We start from the raw sequence: 14,356 nt of genomic DNA, 5'->3' as shown, positions 1-14,356 counted from the left end.
ACCTCTTACTTTTTTGAAACTGCCTTATGATTGGTAATATAAAAACGATATGGTTTTAACTTAAAATTAGTTGCATAATCAATATTAACCCGTGGCGTTGTTGTAATGTCAAAAACACTTGGCGTTGTTTCTTGCCCTAAATATAGTGTTGAACTTTTGATAAGGTCAAGCCCATCATCAGTTTTATTAATTTTTAAATAACGTGACAGTTTTCCTGGACCATTTGCTAAATTAGGTTTACTAATAAAATTAGGAATTGTTTCATCAAGAATAATTTCACCAGCTCGTAACAAAACAGCACTCGGATAATCAACTTGATCAGTAACAATATTAAGACAAAAATACATCCCATAAATCATAAAAATATGGGCATAACCGCCTTGTCAAAATAATGTTTCATTACGTAAACTTCGTTTATTGTTAAAACCATGATTAGCATCATCGTTTGGTCCATCATATGCTTCTGTCTCAATAATTTTACAAATAATTTTTTTCCCATCAATAATACGAATTAAATACTTTCCTAATAATTGTTTTGCAACAATAATAGCATTTTGCGAAAAAAAAGCAGAATCTACTAATCGTGTTAAATTTAACATTTTTGCGAAAAAAACATAACAAAAATTATTACTAATTTGTTATGTCTTCTTAACCAATCTTTTCACATTGGTCAAAATCAACTTCGGTGGGAGTTAAACGACCAAACATCTCTAAATTTACTGTTGCAATTCCTTTTGAAGTATCAATTTTTGTAACTTGTCCTTCCATATCAACAAAAGTTCCAGATAGAATACGAACATAATTGTTAACTTCAAAGTTTGCAACAAACACTTTTTTAACTTTTTTCCCTTGTTGTGCTGCTGTTTTTTTAGCTGCTAGTAATTTTGAAAGCATTGTTTTTGCTTCTTGGTCAGTTAATGGAAACGGTTTTGTCCCGCGTCCTGATGAACCAATAAACCCGGTAACACCAGTTGTATTTCGAACAATATATCAGGCTTCATCATTCATAATCATATTAATAAAAATATATCCTGGATAAACGTTTTTTTCTATTGTCTTCCCGTTTTTGGGTGGTACTGTTTCTTTTACAACTCTAATATCAAAAACAACATCTTTCATATTTAATGATTCTACCCGTTGAATTAAATCATCACGGACACGATCTTCGTGACCAGAATAACAATTAATTACATATCATTTTCCAGGATACTTCGTAACATCATCGAAATCTTCACTGTTATCCAGGTTATCATTATTTGCCTCTAGTTCTGTCATTGTGTTCTGTTCTGTCATTATTTTGCTCCTTTAATTTTTTCTTATCGTACTATTATATAATGCGCGCGACGGTTAGTAAGTGGTGTAAAACTAAATCCAATACTAAATAAAATATTGCAAAAGCAATAATAAATAAAATTGTTATTAAAAATTTGCGTCCTAAACTACCTTTACTTGTCCAACGAATTCTTGTTACTTCTTTGGCCATTTTAACAGGAAATTCACGAAATGCTAATTTTCAATTTGTTCTTTTACTTTTATCGGAATGTTTACGTTTAAAAAGACCTTTTTTAATTGGCTCACCATTTTCGTCAATTTCTGGTGCAGTAATTTCTTTTTTTGTTCCAATTTGAATTGGTGCTGTTTTACTTGCTTTTTTTTGAAAAATTAGCGCTGCTTTCTCATTTTTCTTTTGCAGCTTTAACGATTTTTTTTTTTCTTTTGTTAAAACTGGTTTAATTTCTTTTTTTGCGTTATCATCTTTCGCTTTTTTAGTCATTGCGAACACCTACCTTGTTTCTTTATGTTTCGTATGCTTGTTACATGTTTTACAAAATTTATTTATTTCTAACCGCTCTTTTTGTGTCATCTTATTCTTAAATGTTGAATAATTTCGATTTAAACATTCCGAGCATACTAATATGATTTTTTCGCGCATAATATTCACCATATTTAATTATAGTATATTAATAAAAATATTGGTATACTTAATTTAATTATTTTTATAAAAATCCTTTGTTTTTTGCATAATTCGTTGCATTGCATTATCAACTTGCCAATAATCTAGGGCTAAAAGTTGATGAATATTATAAATATTTTCCCCCGCATACCATAATCGAAAAACTTCTTTTTCTAATGGTGATAACCGTTGATAAAATAATTTAATAACTTGTTTTTGTTCATCAAAACGCGCAATTTTTGTTGAAAAATATTCTTCATTGCTTGTAACATTATCATTTGCTAGTTTAACATAATAATTCAAAACGCGATTTCGCATATTTAAACATTGGCGAATTTGCTTATGAATATCTCATGTATAACGTTGAAAAATAAAATCTTTTAGTTTTTTCCGTGACTGAGGATTATACATTTTCGCACTTTCTAGGACAGAAAAATACTTCAAGCTCTCTAAATCGGATAATTCAATTGGCAAAGCAAAATACTTATAAAACGTTCGTCGTTTTACCTCTTCTAGAAAGGGGGGCATATAATTTATATAAATTAATTACCGCTTTATTGTTATGACCCTCTTGAAATAAATAAAGTAGTTCATATTCATTAATAAGCATCAATTCCTTTCTAATTACTATTTGTTTTATTGCTGTAGCATTTTAATTTGATAAATTAAAATTGCACTCGCAACTGATACATTTAAAGAATCTAAATGACCTGTTGTTGGAATATAAAGGTTAAAATCAGAATGTTTTAGTAGTTTGGGACTAATCCCTGTCCCTTCGTTTCCAACAATTAAACAAACAGGGGTATCATATTTTAATTCGTGCACCTTTTGTGCATCTGTTGTTAAACTTGTTGCATAAATTCAAAAACCTTGTTTTTTTAAATATTCAACCGCATTTGTTAAATTATTTACCCGCGAAACAGGAACATAATTAAAAGCTCCGGCCGAAGTTTTTGCAACCGTGGCATTAATATCAACTTGCCGTTTATCTAAAATAATTACCCCATCAACATTAAACATATCGCAAGTTCGAAGAATGGCACCAAAATTATGCGGGTCAGAAATTTGGTCAAGAACCAATAAAAATGGATGCTTCTTTTGCAAAGCTTCTTGGGTTAGTGTTTCAAGCGAATAATTTTGCGGTTTTAAAATTTCTAACACTAAATTTTGATGTTTATTTGTTTTTACTAATGTGGTCATTTTATCAGAAGAACAAAAAGCAACCTTTAAATGGCGATCTTGGGTTAATTTTAAATAATAATCATTATTTTTACTTTGATCTAATAAATATAATTTATTAACTTTCATTGTTGGGTTTAATAAGGATTCAACAACGGGATTAATTCCATAAATGTATATATATTCTTGCATATTATCTTCCTTTTCCTATTTTATTATGCATAACCAATATTAATAAATTATTTTACAAATATTATAGTTCAATTTTATACTTTTTAATAGTTTCTTTTAATTTTTCGATTGCTCGCTGATAAATTGCCAAGTTTTTTGCTGCTTTACTTGGAAATTTAGGTTCCAAGACTGGGAATCCCAATATTTGCTTTCATTGGTTTTAAATCCTTCTGTTTTGGATTAGTAACATAATTAATTAATGAACCCAAAACGGTTTCTGAAGGTAATTTAATTAACGGCAATTCCATCATATATTGATAAACATTTAAAGCACACAATAACCCTGATGCCGCGGATTCTAAATAACCTTCAACACCAATAATTTGACCCGCAAAAAAGATGTTACTATTTTGTTTAAATTGCAAATATTGATTTAAAATCTTTGGTGCATTAATGTAATTATTTTTATGTAAAACACCATAACGAACAATATCAACATCCGCTAAACCATGAATAAATTGTTTAATAATTCGTTTTTGTTCTGGTCAGGTTAAATTTGTTTGTCAACCAACCAAATTATATAAACTATCAATCACATTATCTTGGCGTAATTGGACAACAGCAAATGGTTGTTCACCATATTGATTTAAAAGATTATTACTACTCATTGGACCATTTAACAAAATTTTTCGTGATGTTTGCGCCATAACTTCAATTGGTTGACAACCTCTAAAATATTTTTCAAAAGCAGGGATAATAACTCGCTTTGCATTAACTAGTTCTGTCACTAATTGGTCAAATTCTTGCTCTGTTAATGGACAAATAATATAATCTTTCTGTTCGGAATGGCGTGCCCCATAATATGCTTTCGTAAAATCAATTCCCGATTTTGTGATAATTGGTGCTGAACCACCATAATAATATAACGCTTTGTTTCCAATTAACTTTTTTAATTCTGTCTCAAAATTTGGACTAATTAATGGTCCTGCTGCAATAATGGTAACTTGTTGTGGGTCAATTGTCACAAATTCATCGTAAATAATAGAAATATTAGGATGATTCAATAATGTTGTTGTAATTTTTGTAGAAAACAATTCACGATCAACACTAAGAGCGTCATCTCCTGGTACTTGTATTTCATAAGCTGTTTTTAAAATTAATGAATCCAATAATTTTAATTCTTCTTTTAAAATGCCAATCGCATTTTCTTTTGACACACTACGAAAAGAATTAGAACAAACTAATTCGGCAAAAGTTTCTAATTTTTGTACCGAATTCTTTTGCTTGCTCTTTCCTTCATATAAGTTAACTTTTAATCCTCGTTTTGCTAATTGATATGCAATTTCTGAACCAGCTAAACCAGCACCAACAATATTAATTTCTTTTGTCTTCATCAGTTTAAAAAATATCTTTTTCTAATAAAACTTTACGAAGCTCATCAGCTTTAACAAAATCTTTGCTATCTTTAGATTTAATTCATTCCAATAAATATTCCCGAATTTCACCACTAATAACCGGTAATTTAAAATTAAAATTCATAATATTAAAAATAATATTATAAAAATCACTAGCTAATTGCAAATCTAACATTTTATTACGTAATTGTGTATTGATCATTTTTATCATCTGACTAATAATTGTCAAAACATTAGGGCTATTTAAATTATTAGCTAATTCAGCAAGAACCTTTTTAACATATTCACCGTGCTTTGCTAAATTATAACTTAAATCATATTCTGCTAAAAATAAATTAATTGCTTTCAAAACCTTTAAAATCTTGTCAATTTCATTTTGAACAACACCAATAATAGTATCGGTGACATTTAAAGGTTGCGTATAATTAGTTGCATATAACAAGTAGCGCAACGCATTAGCACCATATGATTTAATAAAATCACGAACTAAAATAGTATTATCTAATGATTTACTCATTTTTTCATCTGCAACATTTAAATGCCCATTATGCATTCAAATTTTACTAATTTCTTTTCCTTTATTTTTAGCAAAAAATTGAATTCTTTCATTTTCATGATGCGGAAAAACCAAATCAATCCCCCCAGCATGAATATCAATTGTTTGATGGTTAAAAAATTTATCAATTAAAACCGCACATTCTGTATGTCATCCTGGACGACCCCGATATTTTTGACCATTAATATCATAAAATGGAAACGAAAGCCCTGTCGAAGTATTTTTCCACAAAGCAAAATCATATTGACTATGTTTATTTGCATTATGTTCAATCCGTGCATTAACTTCTAATTCTGCTAACTTTTTATTAGCTAAACAACCATAAACTTCTTGATATTCTTTAATATTAAAATAAACATTACCATTAACTTCATATGCGGCTCCAATTTGAACTAATGCTTTAATAAAAATAACAATATCATTAATATGATCAGTAACCCGTACCCGCGCTGTTGGCGTTTTAACATTTAAATTAGTAACATCTTCTTCAAACGCTTGAATATAAAATTCAGCAATTTCTTGTTCCGTTTTATTTTCCATAACAACTTTATTAATGATTTTATCATCAATATCCGTATAATTTTGCACATAGTTAACTTCAATCCCTTGAAATTGTAGAAAACTAACTAATAAATCAACACTAATAATAGCGCGCGCATTACCAATATGGATATAATTGTAAACTGTTGGTCCACATGCATAAATATTAACTTTTTTTGTTTGACCATAATCTGTAAAATCACGAGTCAAAGTATTATATAATCTCATACTTCACCCTCTTATCTATTTGATTCAAATTCCATTTTCTTCAAATGAAACAAAAGCATTTGAATATCAGCTGGATTAATCCCCGAAATCCGGTTTGCTTGGCCAATTGAAATAGGACGAATCTTTTTAAATTTTTCTCGTGCTTCAAGTGCCAAATTATCTACTAAATCATAATTTAAACTAGCGGGAATCAATTTATTTTCTAATTTAATTGTTTTTAAAGCAATTTCTTGTTCTTTTTTAATATATCCTTCAAAGCGAATGTTAATTAATAGATTTTGTTTTAAAAATGATTTTAAGTTTTGTAAAGGTAGTAACTCCTCTTCTAAATATTTTAACTCAATATTTGGTCGTTTTAACAAATTATATCCCGAGATTCGTTCCGTAATATTGGCAATTCCTAACGTTGCTAACTTTTGAATAATTGGTGATTTTACAGTAAAATAAGTATCTTTTAATAATTGGATTACCTCATTATAGTTTTTTACATTTGTTTGATATTCATTTCAACTTTGTTCATCAATTAAACCAAACTGATGAGCATATTTTTTTAACCGTTCTTCAGCATTATCGTTTCGTAATAATAAGCGATATTCTGCGCGAGAAGTTAGTAACCGATAAGGTTCTTCGGTTCCTTTTGTAATTAAATCATCAATTAAAACACCAATATAGGCTTGATCACGACGTAAAATAAATGGTTCTTGATTATTAATACTCAATACCGCATTAATTCCCGCCATTAAACCTTGGCAAGCAGCTTCCTCATAACCACTTGTTCCGTTAATTTGTCCAGCAGTATATAAATTCTTAATTCGTTTTGTTTCTAACGTGTGGGCCAATTGGGTTGGAACAATTGCATCATATTCAATTGCATATGCTCATTTTAAAACTTCAACATTTTCAAAACCAGGTAATGAACGGAGCATCTTATCTTGAACATCAATTGGCATTGATGTTGAAAATCCTTGCACATAAATTGTATTTAAACTCTTTGACTCTGGTTCTAAAAAGATTTGGTGACGAGGTTTATCAGCAAACCGAACAATCTTATCTTCAAAACTAGGACAATAACGTGGGCCAGTTCCTTTCGCATTTCCAGAATACATTGCTGATAAAGGCAAATGATCTTGCACAATAGTGTGCGTGGTTGGGGTCGAATGAATTAATCAACATAATTCTTGTTCTTGTAACGGGGTAAATTTTTTGGTAGCATAAGAAAAAGCTAACTTCATATCAGTTCCTGGTTCTGGTTGTGCTTTCGTATAATCAATTGAAGTATTAAGAACACGAGCGGGTGTTCCTGTTTTTAGCCGAAATAATTCAAACCCTAAGTGTTTTAATTGTGTTGATAACCCCGCTGTTGTAATATCTCCATCAGGTCCTTGTGCCTTTTTTTCTTTTCCTTGTAAAACTAATGATTGCATATATGTTCCTGTTGTTAAAATAACTTTTTTCGCAAAAAATTGGGTTTGATCTTTTAAAACAACACCATAACAAACATTATTATCATCAACCAACAAACTTTGCACTGCTCCTTCATATAATTCCAAATTAACTTGGTTTTCAATAACAGTTTGCATATATTTTGCATATTTAATTTTATCTGATTGTGCTCGTAATGCTCATACTGCTGGACCACGAGAAGAATTTAATAATTTCATTTGTAAAGCAGTCGCATCAGCAGCTTTGGCCATTTCACCACCAATAGCATCAATTTCACGAACAACAATGCCTTTTGCTGGGCCACCAATTGAGGGATTACATGGCATTAAGGCAATTTTATCTTTATGTAAAGTAATTAACAATGTTTTTTTCTGCATTCTAGCAGCAACTAAACTTGCTTCAACACCAGCATATCCAGCCCCAATAACAATTACATCGTATTCTTTCATTAAAACCCCTCCTTTAAATTATTTTACTGATTTAATTCTGCTTCAATTCGTTTTAATTCTTGTTCAACATTTAAACGTTCAAATAAATTTGCTTTTTTCTCTATCCTTTTATTATATATCATTTCTTGACTTAAACTTGTTGAAAATGTTAAATTTTGTAAATCAATGTTAAAGTAATCCGCAATTTTTTGCGCGTGATCAATTAATACTGGTTGTAATAAAAAGGCACTAACAATAATAACATAAGCTAGCGTTGCTAATGTTGTATGTAATTGGGTTGTTTCTTGATTCTTTTCTAATTCTCATGGTTTACTTTCTTCAATATATTTATTTGCTTTATTACATAATTCTAAAACAATACTTAATGCTTTTGCAATTTGATAATTATTCATTGCTATTTGATAATTTTTAATTGCTAACAAACAACTATCAATTAAATCATTTTTTAATGTTCCTTGCGATAAAAGTTCCCCATTAAAATATTTGCTAATCATATTACTGACACGTGATACTAAGTTTCCAATATTATTGACTAGATGAGTATTATATGATTCTAAAAACATTTCATAAGAAAATTTCCCATCATGATCAGTTGGAATTTCATATCCTAAATAAAATCTTAAAACATCACGACCATACTGATCAATTAAATATAATGGGTCAACAACATTACCAATTGATTTACTCATCTTTGTATCTTTGAATAAAATTCAACCATGGGATAAAAGTTTATTTGGCTGACGTAACCCCAATCTTTCTAACATACTTGGTCAATAAATGGTATGGAACCGAGCAATTTCTTTTCCTAATAATTGCAAAATTTCAACATTTGTGTTATTTCAAAATTTATTAAATAATGTTTCATCTTCTGATAAATAACCTAATGCTGTTAAGTAATTAGATAACGCATCAATTCAAACATAAATAATATGTTTGTTATTTTCTAATGTTTTAATTCCTCACGAAAAAGTTGTTCTTGTTACTGACAAGTCAGTTAATCCTGGTAGAATAAAATTATTTAACATTTCATTTTTTCTAGCTTCTGGTTCAATAAAAGTTGGGTGAGCATTATAATAATTAATTAAAAACTGGCTATATTTTGAAACTTTAAAAAAATAAGTTTCTTCTTTAACTTTCTTTGGTTTGTTCCCGCACACCAAACATTGCTGCGTTATTTTATCTAATTGTGATTCTGTTAAAAACTCCTCACAACTAACACAATATAAGCCCTCATATTCACCTAAATAAATATCTCCTTTATGATATAATTTACTAAAAATCTTTTGAACCCCTTGTTCATGAGCATGATCTGTTGTGCGAATAAATTTTGAATACTCAATGCCTAATTTATTTCATAATAACTTAAAATTATTAACAATCATTGTTGTAAATTCAAATGGTGTAACACCCGCTTCTTTTGCTTTCTTTTCAATTTTTTCACCATGTTCATCACTACCAGTTAAGAAAAAGGTTTCATAGCCATCTAACTTCTTATAACGGTTTAAAATATCCGCTAAGGTTGTTGTATAAGCATGGCCAATGTGTAATTGGGCACTTGGATAATAAATTGGGGTTGTAACATAAAATAATTTCTTGTTCTGACTCATAATATCCCTCTCATTTTTATAATTGCTAATATAAATTATATCGCATTTTCTGTTTATCAGATAAATAAAAAAATAGTTATGATGATAACTATTTTTCATTAACAATAATTTATCTTGTTACTTCACTTAGTTTGCGAGAAGAAATACTACGTAAGCCTTCTCCTAGCAATTCTGTCATTTGATAAGCAATATAAATAAAATCAATGTCATCAATACGATTATCGTAATTTTCCTTTAAAATATTAGTTGCCTGTTTATATAATTTATTATTGTAAACTTTAACATCTAATTTCTCTTTGAAATAACTAAAAGATAATGTTTTAGCATTTAACAATAAGGAATCAATTCGCAGCAATAATGTTTTATAGGTGTCAGCTAACGCTAATTCCAATCGATATGTAAAATCATCTTCAGTAATAACACGACCACTATTTCGAATTCAAAGCACATTGTCATATAACAATTGAATCGGATTAGTGGAATCACGAATTTTTTCAATACTTAAGACTAATTTTAATTTGTCGCGAATATTATGAAAGTGTTTCTCTAAAATAGGATTCTTCATTTTAATAATCTCCTTCAATACTTCAGCCATTTAACAGCACTGTTATAAATACGCAAAAGGTATTATTATTCAGTTTTATTAATTATAAGGTTAGTTTCTTATATATAATTATCATAACATAAGAAATATATTTTTCTAAAAAAATAAAAAACACTAAAAAATTTTTAGTGCTTCTTACTTTTAATTAAACTGTTGCAAAGTATAATAATGTTCGTACCATTTGTGATACATATGACATTTCGTTATCATATCATGCATATACTTTAACTAATTGTTTCCCATCAACTTCAATAATTTTTGTTAATGTCGCATCAAAGATTGATCCATGTGATTCGCCAATAATATCTGATGAAACAATTGGTTGCGTATTATAACCAAAAGTTTCTGACTCAGCTGCTTTCATTGCATTATTAATTTCATCAACTGTTGTTGTTGTTTTTAATTCAACTGCTAAGTCAACAATTGAACCGGTAATTGTTGGGACACGTAACGCCATTCCATCAAACTTACCTTTTAATTGTGGCAATACTAATGCTGCGGCTGCGGCTGCTCCAGTTTTAGTTGGAACAATATTAGAAAAGGCAGCGCGCGCTCTTCTTAAATCATCATGAGCTAAATCTAATAAACGTTGGTCGTTTGTAACAGCATGAACAGTTGTTATGTATCCTTTTTCAATTCCAAATTTTTCATCTAGAACTTTAGCCATTGGTGCTAAACAGTTTGTGGTACAACTTGCTCCCGAAATAACAGTATCATCTTTTGTGATATCCTTATGGTTAACATTGTAAACAATCGTTTTAACATCAGTTCCTTTTGCTGGCGCTGAAATTAAAACTTTTTTTGCTCCTGCTGTAATATGTTGTGAAGCTCCTGCTTTATCAGCAAATCTTCCTGTTGATTCAACAACAACACCCACTCCTAATTTCCCTCATGGCAAAGCGGTTGGATCTTTTTCTGCACAAACAACTACTTTCTTTCCATTAACAATAATAGCATTTTCTTCTGAAGAAATTTTTCCACGCATTCATCCCCCTTGGGCTGAATCAAGTTCTAATAATGTTGCTAATGTTTTTGCATCTGTTAAATCATTAATTGCGACAATTTCAACATTTTTTTCTTCAAATAATTTTCTAAATGCTAAACGGCCAATACGTCCAAATCCGTTAATTGCAATTTTTGTCATCTACTCTTTCTCCTCTACTAGTTTAATAACTTAGTCTGCAATAAAACATTGCATCCTTACTCTTATTTTACAACCTCGTTCCTTAATTTGCAAGAAATTTAGAAAATATCCAAATAAAGCAAGCACAAAAAACTAGAAATCTTCATTGTGAATTAAAAACTCATTTTCATCATCAACTGCTGCTTCAAATAATAATGGGTCACCATATAAATCTAATGCAATCGCTTCAAAAGCTAACAACGAATTTGCTTGCTTTAGCTTTTAAAATTCTTTCATATCCATTTCATAATATTCTGCCATTTCCGTTAATTCTTGTACTACTTCTGGCTGTGTTTTATGTTTTAATAAACTAAAAGAAGCTTCTAAACTACGATATGCTGGATCATCTTTTGCTAGCGTTCCATGCACAGCCAAATATTCGGCCAGAATTTTTTGTTTTTGTTCTTTTAAAAGATTGAATTTTTCTAATGGTAAATAATGTTTATCAATAAGTGCTTCTTTGTCTTGTTGTCATTCATTTAAAAATAAAATTCGATGTAAATCACGTTCAAAACATTCAAACTTAAACTTATCATCTGGGTCTGGTTTATCATAATCAAATCAATAATTTTTAATTAGATATTCTTTTTTATCTTTTGTTATTACTTTAATCCCAACTTGTGGTTCATATCAATATTTTTGAACATCTAAATATAAAATATCTTGCACCTTATTTTTTTGATCATATCCTTTAAAAAAATATTTATGTAGTTCATACTTTAGCATAATCATTATCACTTCTCCTACTACTTCCAATCAATTCTAATTCTGTTGCCAGTCCTCGAATCCGATCAACAATCCGCAACACTTTTACCTTATTAATTTCCTTATCACCAATTTCATTTTTAACATTAGCATAAATTGTTGTTAATGCAGTTGTTGTAAAATTAGAAGAAAAAAAAGTTGGTAACTGGTGGCTGATCCGATCATTTAAAATTCGAAATAATAAATCATCACGAACTCATGGTGAAATAGTTTCCCCACCAATGTCATCTAAAAATAAAACATCGGCTCGTAATAAGTCCACAACTAACGAGGATTTGTTATTAAAAATATTAAATGACTCTTTTACGCGGTTAATTAAATTAATTACTGAAATAAAAGCAACCTTCCAATTATTATTTGCTAAAACATTAGCTAATCTAATTAATAAATAAGTTTTCCCAACCCCCGGTTCACCATAAATATATAATCCTTTTTGGCGTTGTCCTTTAACAAATTTAACCATTTCAACAATAATCTGATGCATATTATTGAAGTTTTCATCTTTTTTAATATCATTTAAACGAAGTTTTAATAACTCATCACTAAAGTCATAGTAAAGATAATTATTTTTAACTTTGTTTACTTCGTTCAATGTTATAGTATGGTTACACTCAACCCGTGTTAAAAATAACTTGTCAGCTTCTTTTTTAAAATAATATTTATAACCTTTAAATTGTTGTTGACAAAATAATAAATTCGGACTAGATTCACAGTAATGATAATTATTTAAATATTCTTCAAAGAGCGAACTAAACTTTTCATAATCATTAACATCAAAAGCAATTGCTTGCAAATTAAGCATTAACTCTTCATTACTCTTAATTTGTTCTAACAAATTTAGTTTTGTCATTCCTGTGTCTCCTCTTTTGAAAATTATTTTATAAGTTTTTTAAATCATCTAATAATTGGTTAAGGTCAACCTTTTCTTCTTCTCGTTTTTGTCGTTTTTGTTCATAAAGTTTATTATATTCTAACGCTGACATGTTATCTTTCGCCGTTGTTTCTTTAAATTTATAAGTAGTACTTTTAATTGTTTCTTTTGCAATTTTATTTTTTTGTGTCTTCGCATAAGCACTACGTAAATGTTGCATTGCCTTATCAACTGTGTCAATTTGTAATTGATTAAAAGTATTTGCAATTTTTTCACAATATTTTCTTTCAATTCGACGAGAATTTTTAAACCAAACATATTCAATTAAGCAATTAACAACCCCTGGCTTTAACGAATAATTAACAATTAAATCACGAATTAAATCAATTTCCATTGGCGTTGGTTTTGTGTTTTCACGTAATAAAGTTAAATATTCAATTGGATCAATTGATGTCATTTCATTAATTTTTGCTTCTAACATATTTGTTGGCCTTACAATATTTTCTTCATTAACAGTTAAGTTTAACTGCTCTCCAGTTATTTGTTTTTTCAAAATTGTTTTTTGATGAAAATCAGATAATAAATGTTGAAATTTTTCATAATTAAAAATACGTTTTTGCTCAACTAGTTCGATACTCTTATAAATAAAAATAGCAAGATTATTTGTTAAAACATGGTAATAATTTGCTAGTTGAATGATTTTTTCACGATATGGGAGATATAATTTATGATTGGCGTTTTTAGCTGCTAAGTACTTATCAATATAAACAAAATCTAAATTAACATTGGTCCTATTTAGTGGCGGTGCTGGTTCATTAGTAACATTAGAATAATCTGCTTCGCTAAATTTAGCTTTAATAATTGCAAAACATTTACCCCCAACAATATTTAATAAGTGCTCACTTAAGATTTTATTTTCAAAAAAAGCAATTGCAGAAATAGGTAATTGCGGTTTTAAAATATGATGCGCACCATTTTTGCGTTTTAACATTTTTAACAATCCAATTGTTTCTAATTTATTTTTTGCTGTCAAAAACTCTTCATATGTCATTTGTAATAATAATAAAAGATGGTCTAATTGATACTTAATATTTAATTCTAAAACAAAATCTTGTGCTGTAAAAGCAAGATATAACATATGTGCTTTATCGCCAATAATTGGACGATATAAACATAAAAGCAGCATACGTTCATCATCTGATAACTGGTTTTCTTGTTTTATTAAATATGTAACCACTTTCCCCAACATTTTTTCACATTCCTCTTCACTTAAATTTCACTAATAATATTACAACTAACAAATAATAAGTAAATATAAATTAACAAAATCATAATATCTGTTTAGTTATCCACAAATATTTTTAATAAAAAGTCTTATTTTTATTATATTT

At 28.9% G+C, this 14,356-nt stretch carries 15 protein-coding genes; all 15 read right to left on the bottom strand.

Going from position 1 to position 14,356, the window contains the following annotated elements:
- Window positions 1-5 precede the first annotated feature (5 nt).
- The 15 genes from AACK91_RS06170 to AACK91_RS06100 all read right to left on the bottom strand — a co-directional run bounded on the left by AACK91_RS06170 (window position 6) and on the right by AACK91_RS06100 (window position 14,214).
- On the bottom strand, window positions 6-599 hold the full coding sequence (locus tag AACK91_RS06170; protein ID WP_338965207.1) for a DNA-3-methyladenine glycosylase: 594 nt from the start codon (window positions 597-599) through the stop codon (window positions 6-8).
- Between the two features lie 49 nt (window positions 600-648).
- Window positions 649-1,293, bottom strand: coding sequence for a transcription termination/antitermination protein NusG (gene nusG / locus AACK91_RS06165; RefSeq protein ID WP_338965205.1), 645 nt, complete (start codon window positions 1,291-1,293; stop codon window positions 649-651).
- Window positions 1,294-1,327: 34 nt separating this feature from the next.
- Window positions 1,328-1,774, bottom strand: a complete 447-nt coding sequence (secE, locus tag AACK91_RS06160) for a preprotein translocase subunit SecE (protein ID WP_338965202.1) — start codon at window positions 1,772-1,774, stop codon at window positions 1,328-1,330.
- A 9-nt stretch (window positions 1,775-1,783) separates the two neighbouring features.
- A complete protein-coding gene (gene rpmG / locus AACK91_RS06155) occupies window positions 1,784-1,933 on the bottom strand; it encodes a 50S ribosomal protein L33 (RefSeq protein ID WP_071890193.1) in 150 nt (49 codons plus the stop codon).
- Between the two features lie 54 nt (window positions 1,934-1,987).
- Window positions 1,988-2,365, bottom strand: a complete 378-nt coding sequence (locus AACK91_RS06150; RefSeq protein ID WP_338965199.1) for a hypothetical protein — start codon at window positions 2,363-2,365, stop codon at window positions 1,988-1,990.
- A 225-nt stretch (window positions 2,366-2,590) separates the two neighbouring features.
- On the bottom strand, window positions 2,591-3,325 hold the full coding sequence (gene rlmB, locus AACK91_RS06145; RefSeq protein WP_338965197.1) for a 23S rRNA (guanosine(2251)-2'-O)-methyltransferase RlmB: 735 nt from the start codon (window positions 3,323-3,325) through the stop codon (window positions 2,591-2,593).
- A gap of 155 nt (window positions 3,326-3,480) precedes the next feature.
- Window positions 3,481-4,698, bottom strand: coding sequence for a methylenetetrahydrofolate--tRNA-(uracil(54)-C(5))-methyltransferase (FADH(2)-oxidizing) TrmFO (trmFO, locus tag AACK91_RS06140; RefSeq protein WP_338965194.1), 1,218 nt, complete (start codon window positions 4,696-4,698; stop codon window positions 3,481-3,483).
- A 4-nt stretch (window positions 4,699-4,702) separates the two neighbouring features.
- Window positions 4,703-6,043: a cysteine--tRNA ligase gene (gene cysS / locus AACK91_RS06135; RefSeq protein WP_338965192.1), complete on the bottom strand. Its 1,341-nt coding sequence runs from the start codon at window positions 6,041-6,043 to the stop codon at window positions 4,703-4,705.
- 11 nt (window positions 6,044-6,054) lie between these two features.
- The gene (gene mnmG, locus AACK91_RS06130; RefSeq protein WP_419335381.1) at window positions 6,055-7,938 is read right to left on the bottom strand and encodes a tRNA uridine-5-carboxymethylaminomethyl(34) synthesis enzyme MnmG; all 1,884 of its coding nucleotides are present in this window, start codon (window positions 7,936-7,938) and stop codon (window positions 6,055-6,057) included.
- Between the two features lie 20 nt (window positions 7,939-7,958).
- On the bottom strand, window positions 7,959-9,542 hold the full coding sequence (gene metG, locus AACK91_RS06125) for a methionine--tRNA ligase (RefSeq protein WP_419334767.1): 1,584 nt from the start codon (window positions 9,540-9,542) through the stop codon (window positions 7,959-7,961).
- A gap of 109 nt (window positions 9,543-9,651) precedes the next feature.
- Window positions 9,652-10,107: a hypothetical protein gene (locus AACK91_RS06120; RefSeq protein WP_338965187.1), complete on the bottom strand. Its 456-nt coding sequence runs from the start codon at window positions 10,105-10,107 to the stop codon at window positions 9,652-9,654.
- Window positions 10,108-10,291: 184 nt separating this feature from the next.
- Window positions 10,292-11,290 (bottom strand): type I glyceraldehyde-3-phosphate dehydrogenase, encoded by a 999-nt coding sequence (gene gap / locus AACK91_RS06115; RefSeq protein ID WP_338965184.1) that lies wholly within the window; start codon window positions 11,288-11,290, stop codon window positions 10,292-10,294.
- 261 nt (window positions 11,291-11,551) lie between these two features.
- Entirely contained in the window at window positions 11,552-12,061 is a 510-nt protein-coding gene (locus AACK91_RS06110) for a hypothetical protein (protein WP_338965181.1), read from the bottom strand.
- On the bottom strand, window positions 12,033-12,944 hold the full coding sequence (locus tag AACK91_RS06105) for an ATP-binding protein (protein WP_338965177.1): 912 nt from the start codon (window positions 12,942-12,944) through the stop codon (window positions 12,033-12,035). Before AACK91_RS06105 ends, AACK91_RS06110 begins: the two co-directional genes overlap by 29 nt.
- Window positions 12,945-12,972: 28 nt before the next feature.
- The gene (locus tag AACK91_RS06100) at window positions 12,973-14,214 is read right to left on the bottom strand and encodes a DnaD domain protein (protein ID WP_338965174.1); all 1,242 of its coding nucleotides are present in this window, start codon (window positions 14,212-14,214) and stop codon (window positions 12,973-12,975) included.
- Between the last annotated feature and the right edge of the window lie 142 nt (window positions 14,215-14,356).

This window comes from Spiroplasma endosymbiont of Sarcophaga carnaria (assembly GCF_964019595.1).
Taxonomy (GTDB): Bacteria; Bacillota_I; Bacilli_A; order Mycoplasmatales; family Mycoplasmataceae; genus Spiroplasma; species Spiroplasma poulsonii.
This window is presented reverse-complemented; position numbering and strand designations above follow the sequence as displayed.